Source organism: Thermus brockianus (assembly GCF_001880325.1).
GTDB lineage: Bacteria > Deinococcota > Deinococci > Deinococcales > Thermaceae > Thermus > Thermus brockianus.
Map to the genome: position 1 here is coordinate 1978209 of NZ_CP016312.1, position 21881 is coordinate 2000089.

Below are 21881 nucleotides of genomic sequence, written 5' to 3' on the forward strand. Positions count from 1 at the left end.
CTCACTCCTCCAGGTAGGCTTGGATGCCCCGGGCGATGGCCTCGGCCAGGGCCTCACGGTCTTGCGGGTTTTTGAGGCGGTCTACGCCGACTTCCAAGAGGACCGCTGCCCCCGGTAGGTCCGTGAGGGCATAGGGCCCTTCCGCCCGCGCCAGGACCAGGCCTAGGCTGGAAAAGGCGCTTTCCAGGGCCCGGGTGAGGCGGCGGGGATCACCGGCAAAGGCCTTTAGCAGGAAGGCTTGCTCCGTGGGGGCGGTGGCCAGGAGGTGCTCGGCGTTTTGCGCCACGGGTAGGGTGCGGTCCTTGGGGAGGTAAAGGTTTAAAACGTTTCCCCGGGTGGCGTGAAGGGAGACGAGCACGGCGGCGCCCTGGGCCTGGGCTAGGCGGGCCTGGAGGGGAAGGGTCTCGTCTTTGGTGCGGGTCAGGCGGCTACCCGGGAGCCGGGCGGCCACACGGCGGGCCAGGTCCAGGGTGAGGTCCTTTTCCCAGAGCCCTCCGAGGTCCACCCCTCGGTCCTCGCCCCCGTGCCCGGGGTCCAGGAGGACCAGGGGCTTGGCCTTGGGTAAGGGGCCCCACTCCAGGGCCACCTGGCCTCCCCCGGGGTAGTAGAGGCGGCCAGGGGGGGTGTCCAGGGGGAGGAAGAGGCCCAAGGCCTCTTGGCGCAGGCCCCCCGAAGCGCCTCTCGCCCAGAGGAAGAGCACCCCGCCCTCCCGCCTTAGGGCGTTCACCTCCCGGGAGAAGCGGAGGATGAGCCGGCTATTCTCCCGCTCCACGCCCAGGAGGTCCGCCCAGGGAAGTTCCAGGAGAATGCCCTCCTGGGCCCGGTAGGTGAGGCCGAGGGCCTCGGCCAGGGGGCGGAGGGGCACGTAGACCTCCCTTCCCCGCCGCCAGGCGGCCATCCGGGAAGCGGCCTGGGCCTCCTGGTCCAGGATGGGGAAGGTCTTCTGCCGGCTTCCGAGGCCTAAGGCCAGGCGGCCCTCCCCTTGCCAAAGGGCAAGCCCTAGGCCCTGGGCCACCAGGCGGGCGGGGCCGTAGGCCACCCCCCGCCCCCCGGGGTAAAGGGCCTCCCCCGTGAGGCTTCCCGCCTTGAGGGGCTTGGGCGCCTGGGCGAAGGCCAAGGCGGCGAAGAGGGCCAAGGCCCAAAGCCTCATAGCTCCTCCAAGGCGCGGCGCACCGCCTTCTTTTTGTCGTCTTCCTTCTTCTGGTAGGCCTTCTTGCCCCGGGCGAGGCCCAGGAGAACCTTGGCGTAGCCCCGCTCGTTGAAGTAGATCTTCAGGGGAACCAGGGTAAGCCCCTTCTGCTCCACCTTGCCCCGCAGGCGGTTGAGCTCGTGGCGGTGGAGGAGGAGCTTGCGCTTGCGGCGGGGATCCACGTTGGTGTAGGAGCCCTTTTCGTAGGGAGCGATGTAGAGGTTTTCCAGGTAAAGCTCCCCATCCTCAAACTTGGCAAAGCTCCCGGTGAAGTCCACCTTTCCCGCCCTTAGGGACTTCACCTCCGTTCCCTTGAGGACCAGGCCCGCCTCGTAGGTCTCCAGGATCTCGTAGTCGTGCCGCGCCCGGCGGTTCTCCAGCACAGGGGCTATCTTACCAGAGGCGGTAGGCCCCTTCCCGGCGGTGCCTGAGGAGGGGATAGCGGGCCCGGTAGGCCTCGAGGAAACCCCAATCGGGCTCGGCGAGGAGGAGGCCTTCCTCCTCCCTCCGCCCGAGGACCCGGCCGTCGGGGCCCACGAAGAGGCTTGGGCTTCCCGTGTCCGCCCGGCTCGCCAAGAAGAGGTAGGCCTGGTTCTCCGCCGCCCGGGCCCGGGCCAGGACCTCCATGAGGTCGGCGTAGGCCCCGGGCCAGGCAGCCCCCACCAGAAAGGCCTGGGCGCCCCCGAGGGCGTAGGCCCGGAAGAGTTCGGGGAAGTCCAGATCGTAGCAGAGGGCGAGGCCGAAGGCGCGCCCCTCGTGCGCCAGGGGCACGGGACCATCCCCTGGGCGGAGCCCCTCGTCCCCCTCCTCCTCCGGCGTCAGGTAGAGGTGGACCTTGGCGTAAGCGGGGCCTTGGGGGAAGACCTGGAGGCGGTTTTGCCCTTCTAGGAGGAGGCCTACCGCCACCCTTAGGCCCACCTCCCCCGCCAGGTCCTCGAGGGCTTGGGGGAGCCCGGGCGCTTCCCGCTTGCCCAGGATGAGCTCGGGAAGGAGCAAAAGCCCCGCCCCCTCGGCCCGCGCCTCCCGGGCCAGGGGGTGGAGGGCCTTAAGGAGCTCCTTCGGGCTATCCCGCTTGGAAAGGTGGGCCAGGGCGAGGCGCATCTACCGCCGGCCCAGGAAGCGCCAGGCTGTGGGCAGGAGCAGGGCGGCGAGCACTGCCTTCACCAGGTCGCCGGGGATGAAGGGGAAAAGCCCCATGGCCAAGACCCCTCCCAACCCCGTGAACTTGCCCGCGCCCAGAAGCCAGGCGCCAAGCCAGGGAAGGCCCACCAGGTAGAGGAGGGCATTGCCCGCGAGCATGGCGAGAAGGGTGCCGAGGAAGCTCCGGTCCAGGCCGAACCGCTCCACCAAAAGCCCCACAAGACCCGCCGCCAGGGGGAAGGCGAGAAGGAACCCTCCCGTGGGCCCGAGGATTCGGGCGAGCCCCCCCGTACCCCCGGCGAAGACGGGAAGCCCCATGGCCCCCTCCAGGAGGTAGGCCAAGAGGGCCAGGAAGCCGAGCCGGCTCCCCAGGGTTGCCCCCACCAGGAGGATGCCCAGGGTCTGGAGGGTGAGGGGCACCGGGGTGAAGGGGAGGGGGATGGCCACCTGGGCGGTGAGGGCCACGAAGAGGCTTCCCGCCAGGACCAGGCTTAGGTCGCGGGCCAGGGTGCGCTTGGGCCAGAGGGTTTTGGCCAGAGGGGTGTAGCTTAGGGCTTCCGTCTTCATAGTCGTCAACCAAACTACGCTCCCGTGGTTTACATGTCAAGGCCTTAAAGGTGCGGGCCGGGAGGCTTAAGGATCTAGGGGTATACTGGAGCCGTGCCTTCTTCCCCTTGGCCTCCCACGCCGCTTGCGGTGGGGTGGTGAGGGTGGAAGGGCTTCCATATAGGAGGTGAACCATGAAGGTAGGGATTAACGGGTTCGGCCGCATCGGGCGCCAGGTCTTCCGCATCCTGCACACCCGGGGCGTGGAGGTGGCCCTGATCAACGACCTTACCGATAACCGCACCCTGGCGCACCTTTTGAAGTACGATTCCGTCTACCACCGCTTCCCGGGCGAGGTGGGCTACGACGAGGAAAACCTTTACGTGGACGGCAAGGCCATCCGGGCCACCGCCCTCAAGGACCCCAGGGAAATCCCCTGGAAGGCGGTGGGGGTGGACGTGGTGGTGGAGTCCACCGGCGTGTTCACCGATGCTGACAAGGCGAAGGCCCACCTCGAGGCCGGCGCCAAGAAGGTCATCATCACCGCCCCCGCCAAGGGAGAGGACATCACCATCGTCATGGGGGTAAACCACGAGGCCTACGACCCCGCCAAGCACCACATCCTCTCCAACGCCTCCTGCACCACCAACTCCTTGGCCCCCGTGATGAAGGTCCTGGAGGAGGCTTTTGGCGTGGAGAAGGCCCTCATGACCACGGTCCACTCCTACACTAACGACCAAAGGCTTTTGGACCTGCCCCACAAGGACCTGCGGCGGGCGCGGGCCGCCGCCATTAACATCATCCCCACCACCACGGGGGCGGCCAAGGCCACCGCCTTGGTCCTGCCCTCCCTCAAGGGGCGGTTTGACGGCACCGCCCTAAGGGTGCCCACGGCCACGGGGAGCATTTCCGATATCACCGCCCTCCTCAAGCGGGAGGTGACGGTGGAGGAGGTGAACGCCGCCCTCAAGGCCGCGGCGGAAGGGCCCTTGAAGGGCATCCTCGCCTACACGGAGGACGAGATCGTCCTCCAGGACATCGTCATGGACCCCCACTCCTCCATCGTGGACGGCAAGCTCACCAAGGCCATCGGCAACCTGGTGAAGGTCTTCGCCTGGTACGACAACGAGTGGGGCTACGCCAACCGGGTGGCGGACCTGGTGGAGCTCGTCCTGAAGAAGGGGGTCTAGATGCGCACCCTGCGCCAGTTGGACCCCAAGGGGAAGCGGGTCTTGGTGCGGGTGGACTACAACGTGCCCATCGAAAACGGGGTGGTCCAGGACGAAACCCGCATCCAAGAAAGCCTCCCCACCCTGCGCCACCTCCTCGCAGGGGGGGCTTCCTTGGTCCTCCTCTCCCACCTGGGCCGGCCCAAGGGGCCTGACCCCAAGTACTCCCTGGCCCCGGTGGCCGAGGCCCTGGCCCGCCACCTCCCGGGGGCGCGCTTCGTGCCCCATAGCCCGGGCTCGGAGGAGGCCTACCAGGCGGTGCGGTCCTTGGGGCCAGGGGAAGTGGCCCTCCTGGAAAACGTCCGCTTTGAGCCGGGGGAGGAGAAGAACGACCCTGAGCTCGCCGCCCGCTACGCCCGGCTTGGGGACGCCTTTGTCCTGGACGCCTTCGGGAGCGCCCACCGGGCCCACGCCAGCGTGGTGGGGGTGGCGCGGCTTCTGCCCGCCTACGCCGGCTTCCTCATGGAGAAGGAGGTGCGGGCCCTCTCCCGCCTCCTCCACGAGCCCGAGCGGCCCTACGCCGTGGTCTTGGGCGGGGCCAAGGTTTCCGACAAGATCGGGGTCATTGAAAGCCTCCTTCCCCGCATTGACCGGCTTCTCATCGGTGGGGCCATGGCCTTTACCTTTCTCAAGGCCTTAGGGGGCGAGGTGGGGAAGAGCCTGGTGGAGGAGGACCGGCTGGACCTGGCCCGCGACCTCCTCAAGCGGGCGGAGGGCTTGGGCGTCCGGGTTTACCTTCCCCAGGACGTGGTGGCGGCCACGGAGATAGCGGCCGGGGTGGAGACCCGGGTTTTCCCTGCGGACGCCATCCCCGTGCCCTACATGGGCTTGGACATCGGCCCCAAGACCCAGGAGGCCTTCGCCGAGGCCCTAAAGGGGATGCGCACAGTCTTCTGGAACGGGCCCATGGGGGTCTTTGAGGTGCCCCCCTTTGACCAGGGGACCTTGGGCGTGGGCCGGGCCATCGCCGCCCTCGAGGGCGCCTTCACCGTGGTGGGCGGGGGCGACTCCGTGGCGGCGGTGAACCGCTTGGGCCTTAAGGAGCGGTTTGGCCACGTGTCCACCGGGGGCGGGGCCAGCCTGGAGTACTTGGAAAAGGGCACGCTCCCCGGGATTGAGGTCCTGGAGTAGGTTGGCCACCACCCCGCCCCCTCTAAAGGGGGCGGGGTTTTCGTTATGATGGCCCCATGCGCCGGGTACTGGTGGCGGGCAACTGGAAGATGCACAAGGTCCCTTCGGAGGCCCGGGTATGGTTCGCCGAGCTCAAGCGGCTCCTTCCCCCCTTGCAGTCGGAGGTAGCCCTCCTCCCCGCCTACCCCATGCTCCCCGCCGCCAAGGAGGTCTTTTCGGGGAGCCAGGTGGCCTACGGGGCCCAGGACGTTTCCGCCCACCGGGAGGGGGCTTACACGGGGGAGGTCTCGGCCCGGATGCTCGCCGATCTGGGGTGCCGCTACGCCATCGTGGGCCACTCGGAAAGGCGGCGCTACCACGGGGAGACGGACGCCCTGGTGGCGGAAAAGGCGAGGAGGCTTTTGGAGGAAGGCCTCACCCCCATCCTCTGCGTGGGGGAGCCTCTGGCGGTGCGGGAAAAGGGGGAGGCGGTGCCCTATACCCTGGCCCAGCTCCAGGGAAGCCTGGAAGGGGTGGAACCCCCTTCCCCAGACGCCCTGGTCATCGCCTATGAGCCCGTCTGGGCCATCGGCACCGGGAAGAACGCCACCCCCGAGGACGCCGAGGCCATGCACCGGGCCATCCGCCAGGCCCTGGCGGAGCGCTACGGGGAAGGGTTCGCCATGCGGGTGCGCATCCTCTACGGGGGGAGCGTGAACCCCACGAACTTCGCCCAGCTCCTCTCCATGCCCAACGTGGACGGGGGGTTGGTGGGCGGGGCGAGCCTGGAGTTGGAGAGTTTCCTCGCCCTCCTGCGCCTGGCGGGCTAAACTCATATTTATGCGGCTCCACCCCCGGACCCAAGCGGCCAAGGAGAGCATCTTCCCCAAGATGAGCGCCCTGGCGAGGGAGCTCGGGGCGGTGAACCTAGGACAAGGCTTCCCCACCAACCCCCCGCCCCCCTTCCTCCTCGAGGCGGTGGGGCGGGCCTTGGGGCGGTACGACCAGTACGCCCCCCCGGCGGGGTTTCCCCCTTTGCGGGAGGCCTTGGCGGAGGAGTTTGGGGTGGTGCCGGAGGCGGTGGTGGTGACCTCGGGGGCCACGGAGGCCCTCTATGTCCTCCTCCAAAGCCTGGTGGGGCCTGGGGAGGAGGTGGTGGTCCTGGAGCCCTTTTTTGACGTCTACCTGCCCGACGCCTTCCTGGCGGGGGGCGAGGCGCGGCTCGTGCGCCTCCACCTCACCCCGGAGGGCTTCCGTTTGGACCTCGCCGCCCTGGAAAGGGCCCTTACCCCAAGGACCCGGGCCCTCCTCCTCAACGCCCCCATGAACCCCACGGGCCTGGTTTTCCGGGAGGAGGAGCTCAGGGCGGTGGCGGAACTGGCCCGGAGGCACGGGCTCTTCCTCATCTCCGACGAGGTCTACGACGAGCTCTACTTCGGGGAGCGGCCCAGGCGGCTTAGGGAGTTTGCCCCCGAGCGCACCTTCACCGTGGGAAGTGCGGGGAAGCGCCTCGAGGCCACGGGCTACCGGGTGGGCTGGATTGTGGGGCCGCCCGAGTTCATGCCCACCCTGGCGGGAATGCGCCAGTGGACGAGCTTTTCCGCCCCCACCCCCTTGCAGGCGGGGGTGGCGGAGGCCTTGAGGGTGGCCCGGGGGGAGGGGTACTACGAGGCCTTGCGGCAAAGTTATAAAAGGCGGCGGGACCTCTTGGCGGAGGGCCTCAAGGCCTTGGGGCTTAGGGTTTTCCTCCCCGAGGGGACCTATTTCCTCATGGCCGAGCTTCCCGGTCTGGACGCTTTCTGGCTCGTGCGGGAGGCACGGGTGGCCCTTATCCCCGCCGCCGCCTTCTACCTCCAGGACCCCCCCAAGGACCTCTTCCGCTTCGCCTTCTGCAAGACGGAAGAGGAGCTTTCCCTGGCCCTGGACCGCCTTTCCCGTGTGGTAAACTCCCCCCGTGAAACTTAAAGTGGTCCAGTACCTGGAGAAGGGGGAGTTCCCCGTGGGGGCGGAGGAGGCCCTCGCCCTCTACCGGGCCATGCGGCGGGCCCGGTTTTTTGACGAGAAGGCCCTAACTCTGCAACGCCAGGGGCGGCTTGGGGTCTACCCTCCCTTCATGGGGCAGGAGGCGGCCCAGGTGGGGGTGGGCTTGGCCCTGGGGGAGGGGGACTGGGTGGTGCCCAGTTACCGGGAAAGCGCCCTGCTCCTCACCCGGGGGCTTCCCATCCACACCCTCATCCTCTACTGGCGGGCGCACCCCGCCGGTTGGCGTTTCCCTGAAGGGGTGCGGGCGGTGAACCCCTACATCCCCATCGCCACCCAGATCCCGCAGGCGGTGGGCCTCGCCCTGGCGGGCCGCTACCGGGGGGAGAACTGGGTGGTGGCCACGAGCATCGGGGACGGGGGGACGAGCGAGGGGGACTTCCACGAGGGGCTCAACTTCGCCGCCGTCTTCCGGGCCCCGGTGGTCTTCCTGGTGCAGAACAACGGCTACGCCATCAGCGTCCCTAAAGCCCGCCAGATGCGGGTGGAGTACATCGCCCAAAGGGCCGAGGGCTACGGGATGCCCGGGGTGGTGGTGGACGGGAACGACGCCCTGGCCGTCTACCTGGAGGCCAAGAAGGCGGTGGAGCGGGCGCGGAGAGGGGAGGGGCCTACCCTCCTCGAGGCCCTCACCTACCGCCTTGCCCCCCACACCACCTCCGATGACCCCTCCCGCTACCGCTCCAAGGAGGAGGAGGAGGCCTGGCGGCGGAAAGACCCCGTTTTGCGCCTGCGGAAAGCTTTGGAGGAAAGGGGGCTATGGGACGCGGAGAAGGAGGGGGTGCTCCTCCAAGAATTGGAGGAGGAGTTCCAAAGGGAGCTCGCCCTGGCGGATAGCGTCCCCGAGCCCCGGCCCGAGGAGATCGTGGAGCACGTCTACGCCGAGATGGGGCCTGACCAAAAACGGGCCTGGGAGGCCTTGCGCCGCGGCCTGCACGCGGAGGAGGTATGGTGAGGGAAAAGACGCGCGTCCTCAACCTGGTCCAGGCCATCAACGAGGCCTTGGACCTGGCCCTCGCCCGGGACGAGCGGGTTTTGGTCTTCGGGGAGGACGTAGGGCGGCTTGGGGGGGTTTTCCGCGTCACCGAGGGTTTGCAGGAAAAGTACGGGGAAAACCGGGTCTTTGACACCCCCTTAGCGGAAAGCGGCATCCTGGGCATGGCCATCGGCCTGGCCATGGGCGGGATGCGCCCCGTGGCGGAGATCCAGTTCGCCGGCTTCCTCTACCCCGCCTTGGACCAGATCCTCTCCCATCTGGGGCGTTGGCGGCACCGCAGCCGGGGCCGGGTGGGGTTGCCCCTCGTGGTGCGGGCCCCCTACGGCGGGGGCGTGCACACCCCCGAGCAACACGCCGACTCCCCGGAGGCCATCCTCTGCCACACCCCGGGGGTGAAGGTGGTCATCCCCTCTAGCCCCGAACGGGCGAAAGGGCTTCTCCTCGCCGCCATTGAGGACCCGGACCCCGTGTTTTTCCTCGAGGCCATCAAGCTGTACCGGGGTTCTAGGGCCGAGGTGCCGGAGGGCTACTACACCCTTCCCTTGGGAAAGGCCCGCATCCTGAAGGAGGGAAAGGCCGCCACCCTCATCGGCTACGGGGGCATGGTGGAGGTGATGTTGGAGGCGGCGGAGGTGGCGAAGCGGGAAGGGGTAGAGGTCATGGTGGTGGACCTGGAAACCCTGGTGCCCCTGGACGAGGACACCCTCCTTTCGGCGGTGAAGGAAACGGGCCGGGCCGTTGTGGTCTACGAGGCCATGCGCACCGGGGGCTTCGGGGCGGAGATCGCCGCCCGCATCGCCGAGGGGGCCATAGATTACCTGGAGGCCCCCGTGGTGCGGGTGGCGGGGTACGACGCCCCTTACCCGCCCTTTAGCGCCATTGAGCACCTCTACCGCCCCAACGCTAAAAGGGTTCTCGCAGCCTTGCGCCGGGTGATCACCCACTAGGCTCGGCGTAACCCCAGGGAGGCATGAATGCCTTCCCCGACTGTTCTTGTGTGCGCAAAGGCCCATGTTGCGCATAAGTTTGGCTATAAGAACAGATAGTGATGGCTAAATGTAAGGATGTATCTTGACATATGGCCAACGCTATTCCATCATCAAGCCATGAATTGGGGGCCGGTAAGCGCTCCGCTCCTTAAGGATCTGATGCGGACCGAGCTGGTGGTGGCCGGGCCCCAGATGTCCCTGGAGGAGGCCCACCGCCTTATGGCGCAGACGGGGGTGCGCTACCTGCCTGTGGTGGAGGGAAAGCGCTATTTGGGGCTTTTGGGGGAGCGCCAGCTCCGCTGGCTCCTGGCCCCTTGGGCTCCCAAGCACTTACGGGCGGATCCGCAGGCTCCGGTAGGCCGCTTCCTCCAGACCTTTCCCGTGGCCCATCCTGACGAGCCTCCGGAGGAGGTGGCCTTTCGCATGGAGAGCGCCCGCATCGGGGGCATGCCGGTGGTGGAGGAGGGGCGTCTTCGGGGCATGGTTACCGCCTATGACCTCCTGCGGGGTCTTGCGGCCTTCCTCCGCCCCCAAGCACCGGCAAGCCGCCTGGAGCTCCTGGTGCCTGACCTGGAGGGGATTGCGGCCGTTCTCCGGGCTTTGAGGGCCACCCGCACCCCCCTGGTGGGCCTACGCGTCTATCCGGAGGCAGGAGGGCTTGGGTTCAGGCTTCTCCTCCAGGTGGGAGCCCTGGACACAAGACCCTTGCGGCAGCACTTTCTCGCCTCGGGCCTGCATCTGCTTTGGCCCTAGGACCCGGTTTTCTCCAGAGGGAAGCGCTAGAGTAAGGGAGATGGAACGTTCCGTTTCCCAAAGGCTTTTTGCCGAGGCGCAAAACCACATCCCTGGCGGCGTATCCAGCCCCGTGCGGGCCTTTAGGGCCGTGGGGGGGACCCCGGTCTTCCTCGTGAAGGGGGAGGGGGCGTATGTCTTTGATGCGGACGGCAACCGCTACCTGGACTACGTGATGAGCTGGGGCCCCCTCATCCTGGGCCATGCCCACCCCGAGGTGGTGGCCCGGGTGAAGGAGGTGGCGGAGAAGGGGCTCACCTTTGGGGCGCCGCACCCCTTGGAGGTGGCCCTGGCCCAGGCGGTGAAGCGGGCCTACCCGGGGGTGGATCTGGTGCGGTTTGTGAGCACGGGGACCGAGGCCACCATGTCCGCTATCCGCCTCGCCCGGGGGTACACGGGCAGGAAGTACGTGGTGAAGTTCCGGGGCAACTACCATGGCCACGCCGACGGCCTTTTGGTGGAGGCGGGCTCGGGGGCCCTCACCTTCGGCGTGCCCTCCAGCGCCGGGGTTCCCGAGGAGTACGCCAGGCTCACCCTGGTCCTGGAGTACAACGACCCCGAGGGGCTAAGGGAGCTCCTCAGGGCTCGAGGCGAGGAGATCGCCGCCATCATCTTTGAGCCTGTGGTGGGGAACGCCGGGGTCCTCGTCCCCACGGAGGAGTTTCTCAAGGCCCTCCATGAGGCCCAAAGCCATGGCGTTCTCCTCATCGCCGACGAGGTGATGACGGGCTTCCGCCTGGCCTTCGGTGGGGCCACGGAACGGCTCGGCCTAAAGCCCGACCTCATCACCCTGGGGAAGATCCTGGGCGGGGGGCTTCCCGCCGCCGCCTATGCCGGGAGGCGGGAGATCCTGGAGAAGGTGGCCCCCTTGGGGCCCGTCTACCAGGCGGGAACGCTTTCCGGGAACCCCCTGGCCATGGCGGCGGGGCTCGCCACCCTGGAGATTCTGGAGGGCAACCCCGGCGCCTACGCCTACTTGGAGGCCCTTGGGGCCAGGCTGGAGGCGGGCCTAAAGCAGGTCCTCTCCGCCAAGGGGATTCCCCACGCCGTGAACCGCATGGGCTCCATGCTCACCGTGTTCTTCACCGAAGGCCCCGTGGTCACCTTCCAGGACGCCAAGCGCACGGACACCGAGCTCTTCAAGCGCTTCTTCCACAGCCTCCTGGACCGGGGGGTCTACTGGCCGCCCTCCAACTTTGAGGCGGCCTTCCTCTCCCTGGCGCACACGGAGGAGGACGTGGAGAAGACCCTGGAGGCGGTGGAAAAGGCCCTGTGATGCGGCTCAGAGACCCCATCTGCGCCATCGCCACCCCGCCCGGGAAGGGGGCCATCGGGGTGGTGCGCCTCTCCGGGGAAGGGGCCTTGGAGGTGGCGGCGAAGGTGTGGCGGGGGAAGGACCCGAGGCGGCTAAAGGGGGGGCGCTTCACCCTGGGGGAGGTGGTGGACCCCGGGACGGGGGAGGTGCTGGACCAGGCCCTTCTCCTCGTCTTCCGCGCCCCCCGGTCCTACACGGGGGAGGACGCCTTGGAGTTCCACACCCACGGCTCCCCGGCGGTGCTCCGGAGGGTCCTCGAGGCCCTCTACCGGGCGGGGGCGAGGCCGGCGGGGCCTGGGGAGTTCACCTTGCGCGCCTACCTCAACGGCAAGCTGGACCTGGCCCAGGCGGAGGCGGTCTTGGCCTTGGTGGAGGCGGAAGGGGACCTGGCCCGCAGGCAGGCCCTTAGGGCCCTGGAGGGGGCCTTTTCCCGCCGGATAGAGGCCCTGGAAAACCGGCTTCTGGACCTCCTCGCCCACATCCAAGCCCTTTTGGACTACCCCGAGGAGGGGGTGGAGCCCTTGGAGGCGGAAAGGACCATCCGGGAGGTCTCGGCGGAGGTGGAGGGCCTCCTCGCCCAGGCCCGGGCCTCCCGGTTGGCGCAGAAAGGGGCCCGCCTTGCCCTCATCGGGGCCCCCAACGCCGGCAAGAGTAGCCTCCTGAACGCCCTTTTGGGCTACGAGCGGGCCCTCGTTTCCCCCATCCCCGGCACCACCCGGGACTACCTCGAGGCCCCCTGGAGCTTTTCGGCGTCCCCCTGGTGGCGGTGGACACCGCCGGGGTGCGGGACACGGAGGACCCTTTGGAGCGGGCCGGGGTGGAGCGGGCCCTGAGGATTGCCGAGGAGGCGGACCTCATCCTCTACGTGGTGGACCGCTCTGCCCCCAAGCCTGCCCCGCCCCCTTTGCCCTGGGGGCGCACCCTGAAGGTGGCCACCAAGGCGGACCTGCCCCCCCTCTGGGAGGACCCGGGCTTCCTCCCCGTTTCCAGCCGCACGGGGGAGGGGATGGACCGGCTCAAGGAGGCCATCCACTGGGCCCTCCTCGGGGAGGGGGGCGGGGAGTTCCTCCTCACCGAAAGGCAGGTGGAGGCCCTTCACCGGGTGCGGGAGCGGCTTCTTGAGGCCCTCTCCCTGCCCCAGGACCTCATGGGCCTTGCCCTACAGGAGGCCCTGGAAGCCCTAAGCGCCCTCCGCGGCCGGGGCGAGGTGGCGGAGGCGGTGGTGGCCCGGGTTTTCCAGAACTTCTGCGTGGGCAAGTAGCTAGGGCAGGAAGCCCTCCAAAATCTCCTCCACCTGGTCCGTTTCAATGAGGAAGGCATCGTGCCCGTGGGGGCTTTTGATTTCCCGGTAGCGCCCCCCGGCTAGGCGGGCGAGCTGCCGCACCTCCCAGGCGGGGTAGAGGAGGTCCGTGTCAATCCCCACGAAGAGGGAGGGGATGGACCGGAGGCGCTTCAGGGCCTCCTCCACCCCGCCCCGGCCCCGGCCCACGTCGTGGGTGTCCATGGCCCGGGAGAGGACCAGGTAGCTTTCGGCGTGGAAGCGCTTTAGGAACTTCTCCCCCTGGTAGTCCAGGTAGGTTTCCCCAAGCTCGGGCTCAGCCCCCCAGCGGGCCTCAAACCCCTCGGGGGCCCGGTAGCTCATCATGGCGATGCCCCGGGCCAGGGCCATGCCCTTGGGGGCGGGGTGGCCCTTCTGGTACTCGGGATCTTGGAGGATGGCCTGGCGGGCGAGGTGGTTGAAGGCCCGGGCCCAGGGGCCATGCCGGGCAGGCGCCGCCAGGACCACGAGTTTCCTCACCCGCTCGGGGTACATGAGGGCGAACTCCAGGGCCACCATCCCCCCGAGGCTTCCCCCAATCACCGTGGCCCGCTCCACCCCCAGGTGGTCCAGAAGCCTGGCCTGGGCCCGGGCCAGGTCGCGGATGGTGAGGGGCGGGAAGTCCTTGCCGTAGGGCTTCCCCGTGCGGGGGTCCAGGGAGAGGGGGCCGGTGGAGCCGTAGCAGCTTCCCAGGTGGTTGGCGGAGACCACGTAGTAGAGGGCGGGGTCCAGGATGCGGCCTGGGCCGACGAGGCTATCCCACCAGCCCTCGCGGCCGAAGGCCTGCTCCAGGGGGGAGAGGCTTTGGAAGGTGGCCTCCTCGTACGTGCCCGCCAGGTGGGCGCTGCCCGTGAGGGCGTGGAAGACGAGGACGGCGTTGTCCCGCCTGCGGGAAAGCTTCCCGTAAGTTTCAAACCGTAGGCGCACCTCGGGCAGGAAACCCCCAAGCTCCGTGTAAAACCCCTCCCGCCTGGGGAAGAGGACGGCGGTGCGGGGCTTGGGTGGGGGGATGGAGAGGGGGGAGCGGGGCGGCTTGAGGAGGAGGGCCTCGTGGTCCCCCCAGGCCTCGAGGGTGATCTCGCTCATGCCAGGGCCTCCTCTAGCTCGGCCTTGAGGTCCTCCACGTGCTCCAGGCCCACGCTGAGCCGCACCATCTCCGGGGAAACCCCCGCCAAGGCCTGCTCCTCGGGGGAGAGCTGGGAGTGGGTGGTGGAGGCGGGGTGGATGGCCAGGGTGCGGGTATCCCCCACGTTGGCCAGGTGGGAGATGAGCTTTAGCCGGGAGATGAAGCGCTTTGCCCCCTCGTACCCCTCCTTGTGGCCGAAGGTGAGGACCGCCCCGGGTTTGCCCCGGAAGTATTTCTCCGCCCTGGGGTGGTGGGGGTGGTCCTCGAGGCCCGGGTAGTTCACCCAGGCCACCTTGGGGTGTTCCTTGAGCCAGTGGGCGAGGTGCAAGGTGTTTTCCACGTGGCGCTCGGCCCTTAGGGAGAGGGTTTCCATCCCCAGGAGGACCACCCAGGCCTCAAAGGGGCCCAGGGCCTGCCCCTGGTCCCGGAGGCCGTCCACCCGGGCCTTGACGATAAAGGCGAGCTCGCCAAAGGCCTCCGTGAGCCTTAGGCCGTGGTAGCCCGGCTGGGGTTCGGTGAGGAGGGGATAGCGGCCGTTGTCCCAAGGGAAGTCCCCCCCGTCCACCAAGGCCCCGGCGATCACCGCCCCGTGCCCCCCCACCCACTTGGTGAGGGAGTGGGTGACGAGGGCAGCCCCCCATTCCAGGGGCCTCAGGAGGTAGCCCCCCATGCCGAAGGTGTTGTCCACGATGAGGGCCACCCCGGCTTCCCGGGCCGCCTGGGCCAGGGCCTCGAGGTCGGGGATGTTCAGGGCGGGGTTGCCGATGGACTCCACCCACCAGGCCCGCGTCCTTTCGTCGGTGAGGGCCAGGAACTCCTCGGGCTGCTCCTTGCGGGAGGTGAAGCGCACCTCAATCCCCAGGCGCTTTAGGGTCACCTTGAACTGGTTGAAGGTGCCCCCGTAGAGGTTCGGCGTGGAGACGATGTTGTCCCCCGCCTGGGCCAGGGTGGTGAGGGTGAGGAACTGGGCGGCGTGGCCGCTGCTTGTGGCCAAGGCCGCCTTTCCCCCTTCTAGGGCGGCGAGGCGCTTTTCCAGCACGTCCACCGTGGGGTTCATGATGCGGGAGTAGATGTTGCCAAAGGCCCGCAAGGCGAAGAGATCGGCGGCGTGCTCGGGGCTTTGGAAGACGTAGCTCGCGGTGGGGTAGATGGGAACCTGGCGGCTTTGCGTGGTGGGTTCCGGCTCGTAACCGGCGTGGAGCTGCAGGGTCTCAAAACGCATCCTCGGCCTCCTTTCCAAGACCCGGCCTGGGGCGCTTGGAAGGGGCCATAAAAAGCCCCTTCCCGGCAAGACCGTTCTCTCGCCAAGAAGGGGTTGGGCGTGGCGCTTACCCCCCTCTCTTATCGTCCCCGGGCGTTTCCCCCGCCCGGGCCGGCGTTGGCACCAACCCCGCCCGTTTCCGGCTATGGAACGGAAGGGGCAGGAGGTTGCCGCGGCTTCACAGGGCCGTACCCTCCACCGCTCTGGATAAGAGAACGGGCTGGTTTTCGCCGCGCCCCGGCGCGGTTAGGAGCCAGTGTAGGAAAAACCGCCTCCCCCGTCAACCCCTTTGACCTTTTCCCCTCCATGGCCTATACTGGCTTCCGCTACGGGGAGTAGCGCAGCCCGGTAGCGCACCTCGTTCGGGACGAGGGGGTCGCTGGTTCAAATCCAGTCTCCCCGACCAGAAAGGCCGGCCTCAGGGCCGGCTTTTCCGTATACTCCGGGCGTGGGCTTCTGGGCGGGGCTTGCCCTACTTTTGCTGGGGCTCCACTTGGTGGGGGAGGGGCTTGCGGGCCTGAAGGCCAGGCGCCACCTCCTGGCCCGGGCCATGGGCCATCCCTTGGGCGTTCTGGGGGCCGGGTTTTTCTTGGGGCTCCTTTCGGGAAGCGGCACGGGGTTTTCCCTCCTGGCCCTCGGGCTTGTGGAAAGCGGGGTGCTGGGCCTTGGGCAGGCCGCCCTCCTTTCCTTGGCCGCCACGGCGGGGGCGGCCTTTTGGGTGGGGGTGGTGTCCTTGGCCCAGAGGGAGTTGGCGGAGGCTTTCTTGGTCCTCGGGCTCCCTTTTCTCCTATGGCCTGGCCTTCGCCGGGTGGCCTTCTTTTTCCTCGGGGTCGGGCTCCTTTTCTTAGGGTTTTTGCGCATGGGAGAGGGGGTGGAGGGCCTAAGGCCCTTTTTGGTCCTGTTGGACCCAGGCCCCTTGGGCCTATACCTTTTGGGCTTCCTCCTGTCCTTTCTGCTCGCCACGGCCAACGGGGTGGCGGCCTTGGCCTTGGCCCTTTCCCCGGCCCTGGGCCAGGAGGGGGCCATGGCCTTGGTCCTGGGGGCGGGGGTGGGGGTTTCCGGGGCCCTCTTTTGGGCTTACCTTGCGGGCAGGCGGGAGGCCTTGCCCCTTGGGGGGGTGCTCCTCGCCCACCGCTTCCTCCTTTCCTTGCCCCTTGGGTTCCTCCTCCCGTGGCTTAGCCCCTTGGGGGTGGTGGGGTTTCACGCCCTCGCCCACCTCGCCTTCGCCTTGGGCTTCTTGCCCTTGGGGGGGCGCTACGCCGCTTTAGCGGAGCGGGTTTTCCCCAAGCGGGGCGTCGTCCCCAAGTACCTCTCCCAGGAGGCCCTGGAAACGCCGGGCCTCGCCTTCGCCCTGGTGCAAAGGGAGCTTGCCCGGGTGGCGGATGCGGTGCGGGGGATGCTGGCCCAGGCGGTCAGGGTCCTGGCCCAGGAGGAGGGGGGCGAGGCGGACCTGGTCCCCTTGGAGGAAAAGGTGGACCGCCTCACCCGGGAGGTGGTCCTTTATACGGCGGAACTTTCCACCCGGACAAGGGACGAGCGGGCGGTGCGCTTTTTCGTCATGGCCTCGGAGCTAGAGCACCTGGGGGATTTGGTGCGGCGGATTGTGCGCCAGGCGGAAAGGCTTTGGGCACAAGGGCTCACCTTTAGCCCCGAGGGGCGGGAGGACCTCTTGGAGGCCTTAAGGGAGGTCCTAAAGCGGCTTGAGCTCCTGGCGGCCGCCTTGGGCGCGGGGGAAAAGGCCCTGGCGGAAGAGGTCTTGCGGCAGGCCCCCGCCTTGGAGGCCTTTTTGGACCGCTTGCGCCGGGCCCACCTCGCCCGCCTCGAGGGGGGAAGGCCGGAGAGCCGGGCCACCACCTTGGCCCACCTGGACCTCCTCATCACCCTGGAGGAGCTTGGGGGCGGGGTGGAAAGGCTTTGCCGCCTGGTCCTGGAGCTTTAAGCTAAGGGGCGTGGTGAGGATTCTGGGCGGCAAGGCCAAGGGGGTGCCCCTCAAGGTGCCCGCCTCGGCACGGCCCTCCCCGGTGCGGCTAAGGAAGGCCCTCTTTGACTACCTGCGCCTTCGCTACCCCGGCAAGGGGCGCTTTTTGGACCTCTATGCGGGGAGCGGGGCGGTGGGCCTCGAGGCCGCCAGCGAGGGCTGGCAGGCCACCTTGGTGGAAAAGGACCCGGAGGCCGTCCGCCTCCTCAAGGAGAACGCCCGGCGCACGGGGCTTCCCGTGCGCATCGTGCCCTTGCCCGTGGAGGTCTTCCTGCCCGAGGCGAGGGCCAAGGGGGAGCGCTACACCGTGGCCTTCATGGCCCCGCCCTATCCCTTGGACCTGGTGGCGGCCTTCCAGGCCCTTTTGGAAAGCGGTCTGGTGGAGGAAGGCGGACTTTACATTCTGCAGCATCCCAAGGACCTCCGGCTTCCCCTAGGGGAGCGGCGGGCCTACGGGGAAAACGCCCTTACCTTCGTGGAGGTATGAATGCACGTGGTCTATCCCGGAAGCTTTGACCCCCTCACCAACGGCCACCTGGACGTGATCCAGCGGGCGAGCCGCCTCTTTGACAAGGTGACCGTGGCCGTCTTGGAAAACCCCAACAAGCGGGGCCAGTACCTCTTCACCGCCGAGGAGCGCCTCAGCATCATCCGGGAGGCCACCGCCCACCTGCAGAACGTGGAGGCCCACACCTTCTCCGGCCTCCTGGTGGACTTCGTGAAGCGGATGGGGGCCCAGGCCATCGTGAAGGGCCTCAGGGCGGTTTCCGACTACGAGTATGAGCTCCAGATGGCCCACCTCAACCGCCAGCTCCTGCCGGGGCTGGAAACCCTTTTCATTCTGGCCGCTACCCGCTACTCCTTTGTCTCCAGCACCATGGTGAAGGAAATCGCCCGCTACGGGGGGGATGTTTCCAAGCTGGTGCCCCCCGCCACCCTCCGGGCCCTAAAGGCCAAGTTTGGCTAACGCCGTTGGGTAAGGTAGACCCCGAGGCCGATGAGGAGAAGCCCCGGGAGGTCCATCCCCTTGGGGGCTTCCCCCAGGAGGAGGAGGCTCAGGAGGAGGGCGAGCGCAGGGGTCAGGTTCATGAAGGGCGCCACCAGGCTTGCGGGGTGGCGCTGGAGCACCCTTCCCCAAAGGGTGAAGGCGAGGAAAGCGCCGCCCAAGGCGGTATAGAGGAGGGCGGCCCACCCTTTCAGGCTTGCCGCTCCGAACGGGGAAAAGAGGGCCACGGGAAAGAGGAGGAGGCTTCCTAGGAGCATGCTGGCCGCCGTGACCTCCAGGGGTTCCCGCCCCCTAACTGCCAGGGTGACCCCCACGCTGTAGATGCCCCAAAGGAGGGCAGCCAAAACCAGGAGGAGGTCCCCGAGAAGCCGGTCTTTACCCCCGCCTGCGGCGTGGCCCAAGGCCAAGAGGACGACCCCGCTTCCCGAAAGGAGAAGCCCGAGAAGGAGTTTGGAGGAAAAGGGCTTGCGGAAGTAAAGCCCCCTTTTCGGATATTCACCTGCGTACTCACCTCACGCCACCGCCCGCAACACCCGGGTGATGGGCAGACCCGCCTGCCCAAGAAGCTGGGCCACCACGCTCCAGGCCATCACCCAAGCTTCCACTTGCAGGGCCACCGCCTTCAGCCCCCGTACCCTCCCCACCGCCCCCACCAGCCCCATCGGCCCCTTCAGCAGACCAAAGACCGTCTCCAGCTCCCACCGCCGCCCCAAAAGCCTCCGGTACGCACCTCTCCCCCGCCGCCGCAGGTTCAAAAGCCGCCCCCTCCCCTTTGGCCTTCCCCGTCTCCGGTTATGCCCCGTCACCAGAAGCATCCCTCGCCTCCTCGTCAACCGAAAGTTGGCTTCCCCCTCGTAGGCCGCGTCCGCCACCACCACGGGGGGCTTCTCCCCAGGAAACCTCTCCACCCCCCAGAGCATCCCCCGCCCCACCGGGGAGTCGTGCCATGAGGCCGGGGTCACCCGTAGGGCCAGCACCTCCCCCGTGTCCAGGTCCACGAGGAGGTGGAGCTTGTACCCATAAACCCAGCCCCCATCCGAGCCCACGCCCCAAGCCGCCTCCCCATCCGACCTCTGGGCGGGGAGAAGGGTGGCGTCCATGGCCAGCACCCGCCTCCCCCGGCCCACCCGCTTCCCTCCCCGCAGGAGGGGCCAGGGTAGCTTCCGGCTCCGCTCGCTGAGGGTGGCAGAGGAGGGAACGCGCTCTAGACCGAGGCGCTTGCGGAGCCTAGGGTTGCGGGCCAGTTCCCGGCGCATGCGTTCGCTGGAGAAGCCCAGGAGGGCGCGGACCAGGTGGAAGAGAAAGAGGCTGAGGTCGGAGAAGGTCCTGGGCCTGCCGGGTTTTCTCTCCCCTTCTGGCAAGCGGGCTTGGAGCCATGCCTGGAGCAGGGGGACCAGTTCCTCCAGGGGCAGGGGTAGGATGGAAGGGGGCGTCTGGTGTGCTTCCACAGCTCACCAAGCGCCCCCTTTTCCTTTGGCTTGTCAAGGGGGTATGCATTGAATATCCGAAAGGGGGGGGAAGTAAAGGTTATAGGCGAAGGCGGTGGAGAGGGGATAAAGGGCGGCCACCGCCGCCGCATCCGAGGCCGGGGCGAGCCGCACCCCGGAGAAAAAGACCAGGTTGAACACCGCCACCCCGCTTAAGGCCAGGAAAAGGGTCTGGCCTAGGGGCTGGAGGGAGGGTAGGCGGCGCAGGGTGAGGAGGAAGAAGGGCAGGGCGAGGGCAAAGCGCAAAAAGGAGCCCCATGCTGGGCCCACCTCGCCCATGGCCAAGCGGGAGGCCACCACGTTGAGCGCCCAAAGGAAGGGGGGCAGGTAGACCAAGGGGTCGCGGTGGGGCGGCATGCGCCCAGTATCCGCTAAAATCCCCTTGGAGGTCAGCATGAAGGCGTTTTCCGCCAAGTACGGGAACACCCTGGAGTTCGGCCACCTCATCGGGGGCGAGGAGGTTTGGGAAGGGGAAGCCTTGGAGCGCCCCAACCCCTCGGACCGGGAAGACCTGGTGGCCCGCTTCCCCGAGGGCACCAAGGATACCCTGCGCAAGGCGGCCCTTAAGGCCCGGGAGGCCTTTGAGGTCTGGAGCCGTACCCCGGCCCCGGTGCGGGGCCAGGTGCTTTTCAACCTGGCGAAGATCCTGGAGCGGGAAAAGCCCACCCTAACCCGCCTCATGGTGCGGGAGGTGGGGAAGACCTTCAAGGAGGCGGGCGGGGACGTGCAGGAGGCCATAGACACCGCCCTCTTCTTCGCCTCCGAGGGGCGTAGGCTGTACGGCCAGACCGTGCCCAGCGAGATGCGGGACAAGGAGCTTTTCACCTTCCGCAGGCCCCTGGGGGTGGTGGGCATGATTACCGCCGGCAACTTCCCCATCGCCGTGCCCAGCTGGAAGCTCATCCCGGCGGTCCTCACGGGAAACACCGTGGTGTGGAAGCCCTCGGACGACTCCCCCACCCTCTCCTATGTCTTCGTCAAGCTCTTTGAGGAGGCGGGCCTGCCGCCTGGGGTCATCAACGTGGTCTTCGGCGGGGGTAAGGGCTCCACCGGGCAGTGGTTGGTGGAGCTTATGGACGAGGGGCTATTGAACAAGTTCGCTTTCACGGGGAGCACCCAGGTGGGGCGCTGGATCGGGGAGGTGGCGGGGCGGAACCTCATCCGGCCCACCCTGGAGCTTGGCGGCAAGAACCCCCTGGTGGTCATGCGGGACGCCGACCTGGACCTGGCGGTGGAGGGGGCTTGGTGGAGCGCCTTCGCCACGGGAGGGCAACGGTGCACCAGCGCCGGGAACATCCTGGTGGACGCCCCCATTTACGAAGCCTTTAAAAAGCGTTTTCTAGAGCGCACCGAGGCCACGGTGGTGGGCAACCCCCTCCTCCACCCCGAGGTCACCTACGGGCCCTTCCTCAACGAAAGGCTTTTCCGCCGCTGGGAGGAGCACTACGCCAGGGGTAGGGAAGACGGGGCCACGCTCCTTTTCGGCCGGGGGCGCATTACCCGGGACAACCCCTACCCCCGGTTCCTAGGGGACCCCGAGGCGGGGCTTTATGGCTGGCCCACGGTTTGGGAGGCAGCCCCCGGCATGCGCCAGTTCCAGGAGGAGATCTTCGGCCCCACCATCAACCTGGTAAAGGTGGACGGGATTGAGGAGGCCATCCGGGTGGCCAACGCCACGCCCTACGGCCTTTCTAGCGCCATCTACACCAACCACCGCCACTGGGCCTACCTCTTCAAGGTGGGCATCCGGGCGGGCATGACCAGCATCAACAACGCCACCGTGGGGGCCGAGGCCCACCTCCCCTTTGGCGGGGTGAAGGCGAGCGGCAACGGGGCCCGGGAGTCGGGCATCTGGGTGATTGAGGAGTACACCTACTGGCATGCGGTGAACGAAGAGTATTCGGGCCGGCTCCAGCTCGCCCAGATGGACACGGGCTACGTGAGCCCCAAGGAGCCCACCCCATGGGCCCAGGTGCTTGGATTCTAGGTTACTGGGCGCTTTCCAGGTCGGGGCGGAGCCTCACCGCTTCCCGCAGGTAGACGTGGCGTACCCGGTCCTGGGGGGTGTCGGTGTTCCAAAGGGCCAGGACCCGGATGACCCGGGGCAGGCTTCCCGGCACCGGCACCTCCCGGGCGGAGAGGAGGGGCACCCGGTGCATGCCGATCTGCCGGGCGGCCTCCGCTGGGAAGGCGGAGGTGAGGTCCTCCGTCACGGTGAAGATGATGGCGGCGAGCTCCTCGTGGCTTCGGATGCCGTTGGCCTCCAGCATCCTCAGGAGGAGTTCCCGCGTGGCTTGGTGAATGGCCTCGGGCGTGTCCTCCTCCACGGTGATGGCGCCCCGTATACCCCGTACCATA

22 protein-coding genes, 1 tRNA gene, 1 pseudogene and 1 riboswitch are annotated in these 21881 nt (G+C 68.0%); of the genes and pseudogenes, 14 read left to right on the forward strand and 10 right to left on the reverse strand.

Translation table 11 applies throughout. The annotated features are described in order from the left end of the window. Position 1: 1 nt before the first annotated feature. From A0O31_RS10685 to A0O31_RS10700, 4 genes are read right to left on the reverse strand one after another with little or no spacing between them, the layout of a single operon-like run. Positions 2-1150 (reverse strand): N-acetylmuramoyl-L-alanine amidase family protein, encoded by a 1149-nt coding sequence (locus tag A0O31_RS10685; protein WP_071677827.1) that lies wholly within the window; start codon positions 1148-1150, stop codon positions 2-4. Continuing rightward, positions 1147-1581, reverse strand: coding sequence for an SsrA-binding protein SmpB (gene smpB, locus A0O31_RS10690; protein ID WP_071677982.1), 435 nt, complete (start codon positions 1579-1581; stop codon positions 1147-1149). The genes A0O31_RS10685 and smpB overlap by 4 nt, the downstream gene beginning before the upstream one ends. A 1-nt stretch (position 1582) precedes the next feature. Beyond that, a complete protein-coding gene (locus A0O31_RS10695) occupies positions 1583-2290 on the reverse strand; it encodes a carbon-nitrogen hydrolase family protein (RefSeq protein ID WP_071677828.1) in 708 nt (235 codons plus the stop codon). After that, complete coding sequence (locus A0O31_RS10700) at positions 2291-2896, reverse strand: biotin transporter BioY (protein ID WP_071677829.1); 606 nt, start codon at positions 2894-2896, stop codon at positions 2291-2293. Between the two features lie 173 nt (positions 2897-3069). Here A0O31_RS10700 and gap point away from each other — a divergent pair, with 173 nt between their 5' ends. The 9 genes and pseudogenes from gap (at position 3070) to mnmE (ending at position 12608) form a co-directional block, all read left to right on the forward strand. Further along, on the forward strand, positions 3070-4065 hold the full coding sequence (gap, locus tag A0O31_RS10705) for a type I glyceraldehyde-3-phosphate dehydrogenase (protein WP_071677830.1): 996 nt from the start codon (positions 3070-3072) through the stop codon (positions 4063-4065). Continuing rightward, positions 4066-5235, forward strand: coding sequence for a phosphoglycerate kinase (locus tag A0O31_RS10710; protein ID WP_071677831.1), 1170 nt, complete (start codon positions 4066-4068; stop codon positions 5233-5235). It abuts the gene before it with no gap. A gap of 56 nt (positions 5236-5291) precedes the next feature. After that, positions 5292-6044 (forward strand): triose-phosphate isomerase, encoded by a 753-nt coding sequence (tpiA, locus tag A0O31_RS10715; protein WP_071677832.1) that lies wholly within the window; start codon positions 5292-5294, stop codon positions 6042-6044. A 10-nt stretch (positions 6045-6054) separates the two neighbouring features. Further along, positions 6055-7179 (forward strand): pyridoxal phosphate-dependent aminotransferase, encoded by a 1125-nt coding sequence (locus A0O31_RS10720; protein ID WP_071677833.1) that lies wholly within the window; start codon positions 6055-6057, stop codon positions 7177-7179. Further along, positions 7169-8209, forward strand: a complete 1041-nt coding sequence (gene pdhA / locus A0O31_RS10725) for a pyruvate dehydrogenase (acetyl-transferring) E1 component subunit alpha (RefSeq protein WP_071677834.1) — start codon at positions 7169-7171, stop codon at positions 8207-8209. Before A0O31_RS10720 ends, pdhA begins: the two co-directional genes overlap by 11 nt. Next, positions 8203-9198, forward strand: a complete 996-nt coding sequence (locus A0O31_RS10730; protein ID WP_071677835.1) for an alpha-ketoacid dehydrogenase subunit beta — start codon at positions 8203-8205, stop codon at positions 9196-9198. The genes pdhA and A0O31_RS10730 overlap by 7 nt, the downstream gene beginning before the upstream one ends. A 201-nt stretch (positions 9199-9399) precedes the next feature. Then, positions 9400-9993, forward strand: coding sequence for a CBS domain-containing protein (locus A0O31_RS10735; RefSeq protein WP_084720327.1), 594 nt, complete (start codon positions 9400-9402; stop codon positions 9991-9993). A gap of 40 nt (positions 9994-10033) precedes the next feature. Then, complete coding sequence (gene hemL / locus A0O31_RS10740; RefSeq protein WP_071677837.1) at positions 10034-11308, forward strand: glutamate-1-semialdehyde 2,1-aminomutase; 1275 nt, start codon at positions 10034-10036, stop codon at positions 11306-11308. Then, positions 11308-12608, forward strand: a pseudogene (gene mnmE, locus A0O31_RS10745) (tRNA uridine-5-carboxymethylaminomethyl(34) synthesis GTPase MnmE). The gene hemL and the pseudogene mnmE overlap by 1 nt, the downstream one beginning before the upstream one ends. Here the strand turns inward: mnmE and metX are convergent. Next, a complete protein-coding gene (gene metX, locus A0O31_RS10750; protein WP_071677838.1) occupies positions 12609-13751 on the reverse strand; it encodes a homoserine O-acetyltransferase MetX in 1143 nt (380 codons plus the stop codon). Next, a complete protein-coding gene (locus A0O31_RS10755; RefSeq protein ID WP_071677839.1) occupies positions 13748-15013 on the reverse strand; it encodes an O-acetylhomoserine aminocarboxypropyltransferase/cysteine synthase family protein in 1266 nt (421 codons plus the stop codon). The genes metX and A0O31_RS10755 overlap by 4 nt, the downstream gene beginning before the upstream one ends. Before the next feature lie 116 nt (positions 15014-15129). Beyond that, positions 15130-15266, reverse strand: a riboswitch (SAM riboswitch). Between the two features lie 115 nt (positions 15267-15381). Here A0O31_RS10755 and A0O31_RS10760 point away from each other — a divergent pair. From A0O31_RS10760 to coaD, 4 genes are all read left to right on the forward strand, one after another. Then, a tRNA-Pro gene (locus A0O31_RS10760) sits at positions 15382-15458 on the forward strand. Between the two features lie 42 nt (positions 15459-15500). Beyond that, complete coding sequence (locus tag A0O31_RS10765; protein ID WP_071677840.1) at positions 15501-16991, forward strand: PhoU domain-containing protein; 1491 nt, start codon at positions 15501-15503, stop codon at positions 16989-16991. Between the two features lie 10 nt (positions 16992-17001). Then, complete coding sequence (locus tag A0O31_RS10770; protein WP_071677983.1) at positions 17002-17517, forward strand: RsmD family RNA methyltransferase; 516 nt, start codon at positions 17002-17004, stop codon at positions 17515-17517. Continuing rightward, positions 17518-17997 carry a pantetheine-phosphate adenylyltransferase gene (gene coaD, locus A0O31_RS10775; RefSeq protein ID WP_071677841.1) on the forward strand — a complete coding sequence of 160 codons (480 nt, stop codon included), beginning with the start codon at positions 17518-17520 and terminating at the stop codon, positions 17995-17997. Here coaD and A0O31_RS10780 read toward each other — a convergent pair. The 3 genes from A0O31_RS10780 to A0O31_RS10790 form a co-directional block, all read right to left on the reverse strand. Further along, the gene (locus tag A0O31_RS10780; RefSeq protein ID WP_084720328.1) at positions 17994-18443 is read right to left on the reverse strand and encodes a DMT family transporter; all 450 of its coding nucleotides are present in this window, start codon (positions 18441-18443) and stop codon (positions 17994-17996) included. The two genes, coaD and A0O31_RS10780, sit on opposite strands and share 4 nt — an antisense overlap. Positions 18444-18548: 105 nt before the next feature. Further along, positions 18549-19484 carry a transposase gene (locus A0O31_RS10785; protein ID WP_038032168.1) on the reverse strand — a complete coding sequence of 312 codons (936 nt, stop codon included), beginning with the start codon at positions 19482-19484 and terminating at the stop codon, positions 18549-18551. Positions 19485-19517: 33 nt separating this feature from the next. Beyond that, positions 19518-19880, reverse strand: coding sequence for an EamA family transporter (locus A0O31_RS10790; RefSeq protein ID WP_084720341.1), 363 nt, complete (start codon positions 19878-19880; stop codon positions 19518-19520). A gap of 37 nt (positions 19881-19917) precedes the next feature. Here A0O31_RS10790 and A0O31_RS10795 point away from each other — a divergent pair, with 37 nt between their 5' ends. Continuing rightward, on the forward strand, positions 19918-21510 hold the full coding sequence (locus tag A0O31_RS10795; RefSeq protein ID WP_071677842.1) for an aldehyde dehydrogenase family protein: 1593 nt from the start codon (positions 19918-19920) through the stop codon (positions 21508-21510). 1 nt (position 21511) lies between these two features. On the opposite strand, the gene aroH is transcribed toward A0O31_RS10795, so the two are convergent. Beyond that, a complete protein-coding gene (aroH, locus tag A0O31_RS10800; protein WP_071677843.1) occupies positions 21512-21880 on the reverse strand; it encodes a chorismate mutase in 369 nt (122 codons plus the stop codon). Position 21881: the final 1 nt, after the last annotated feature.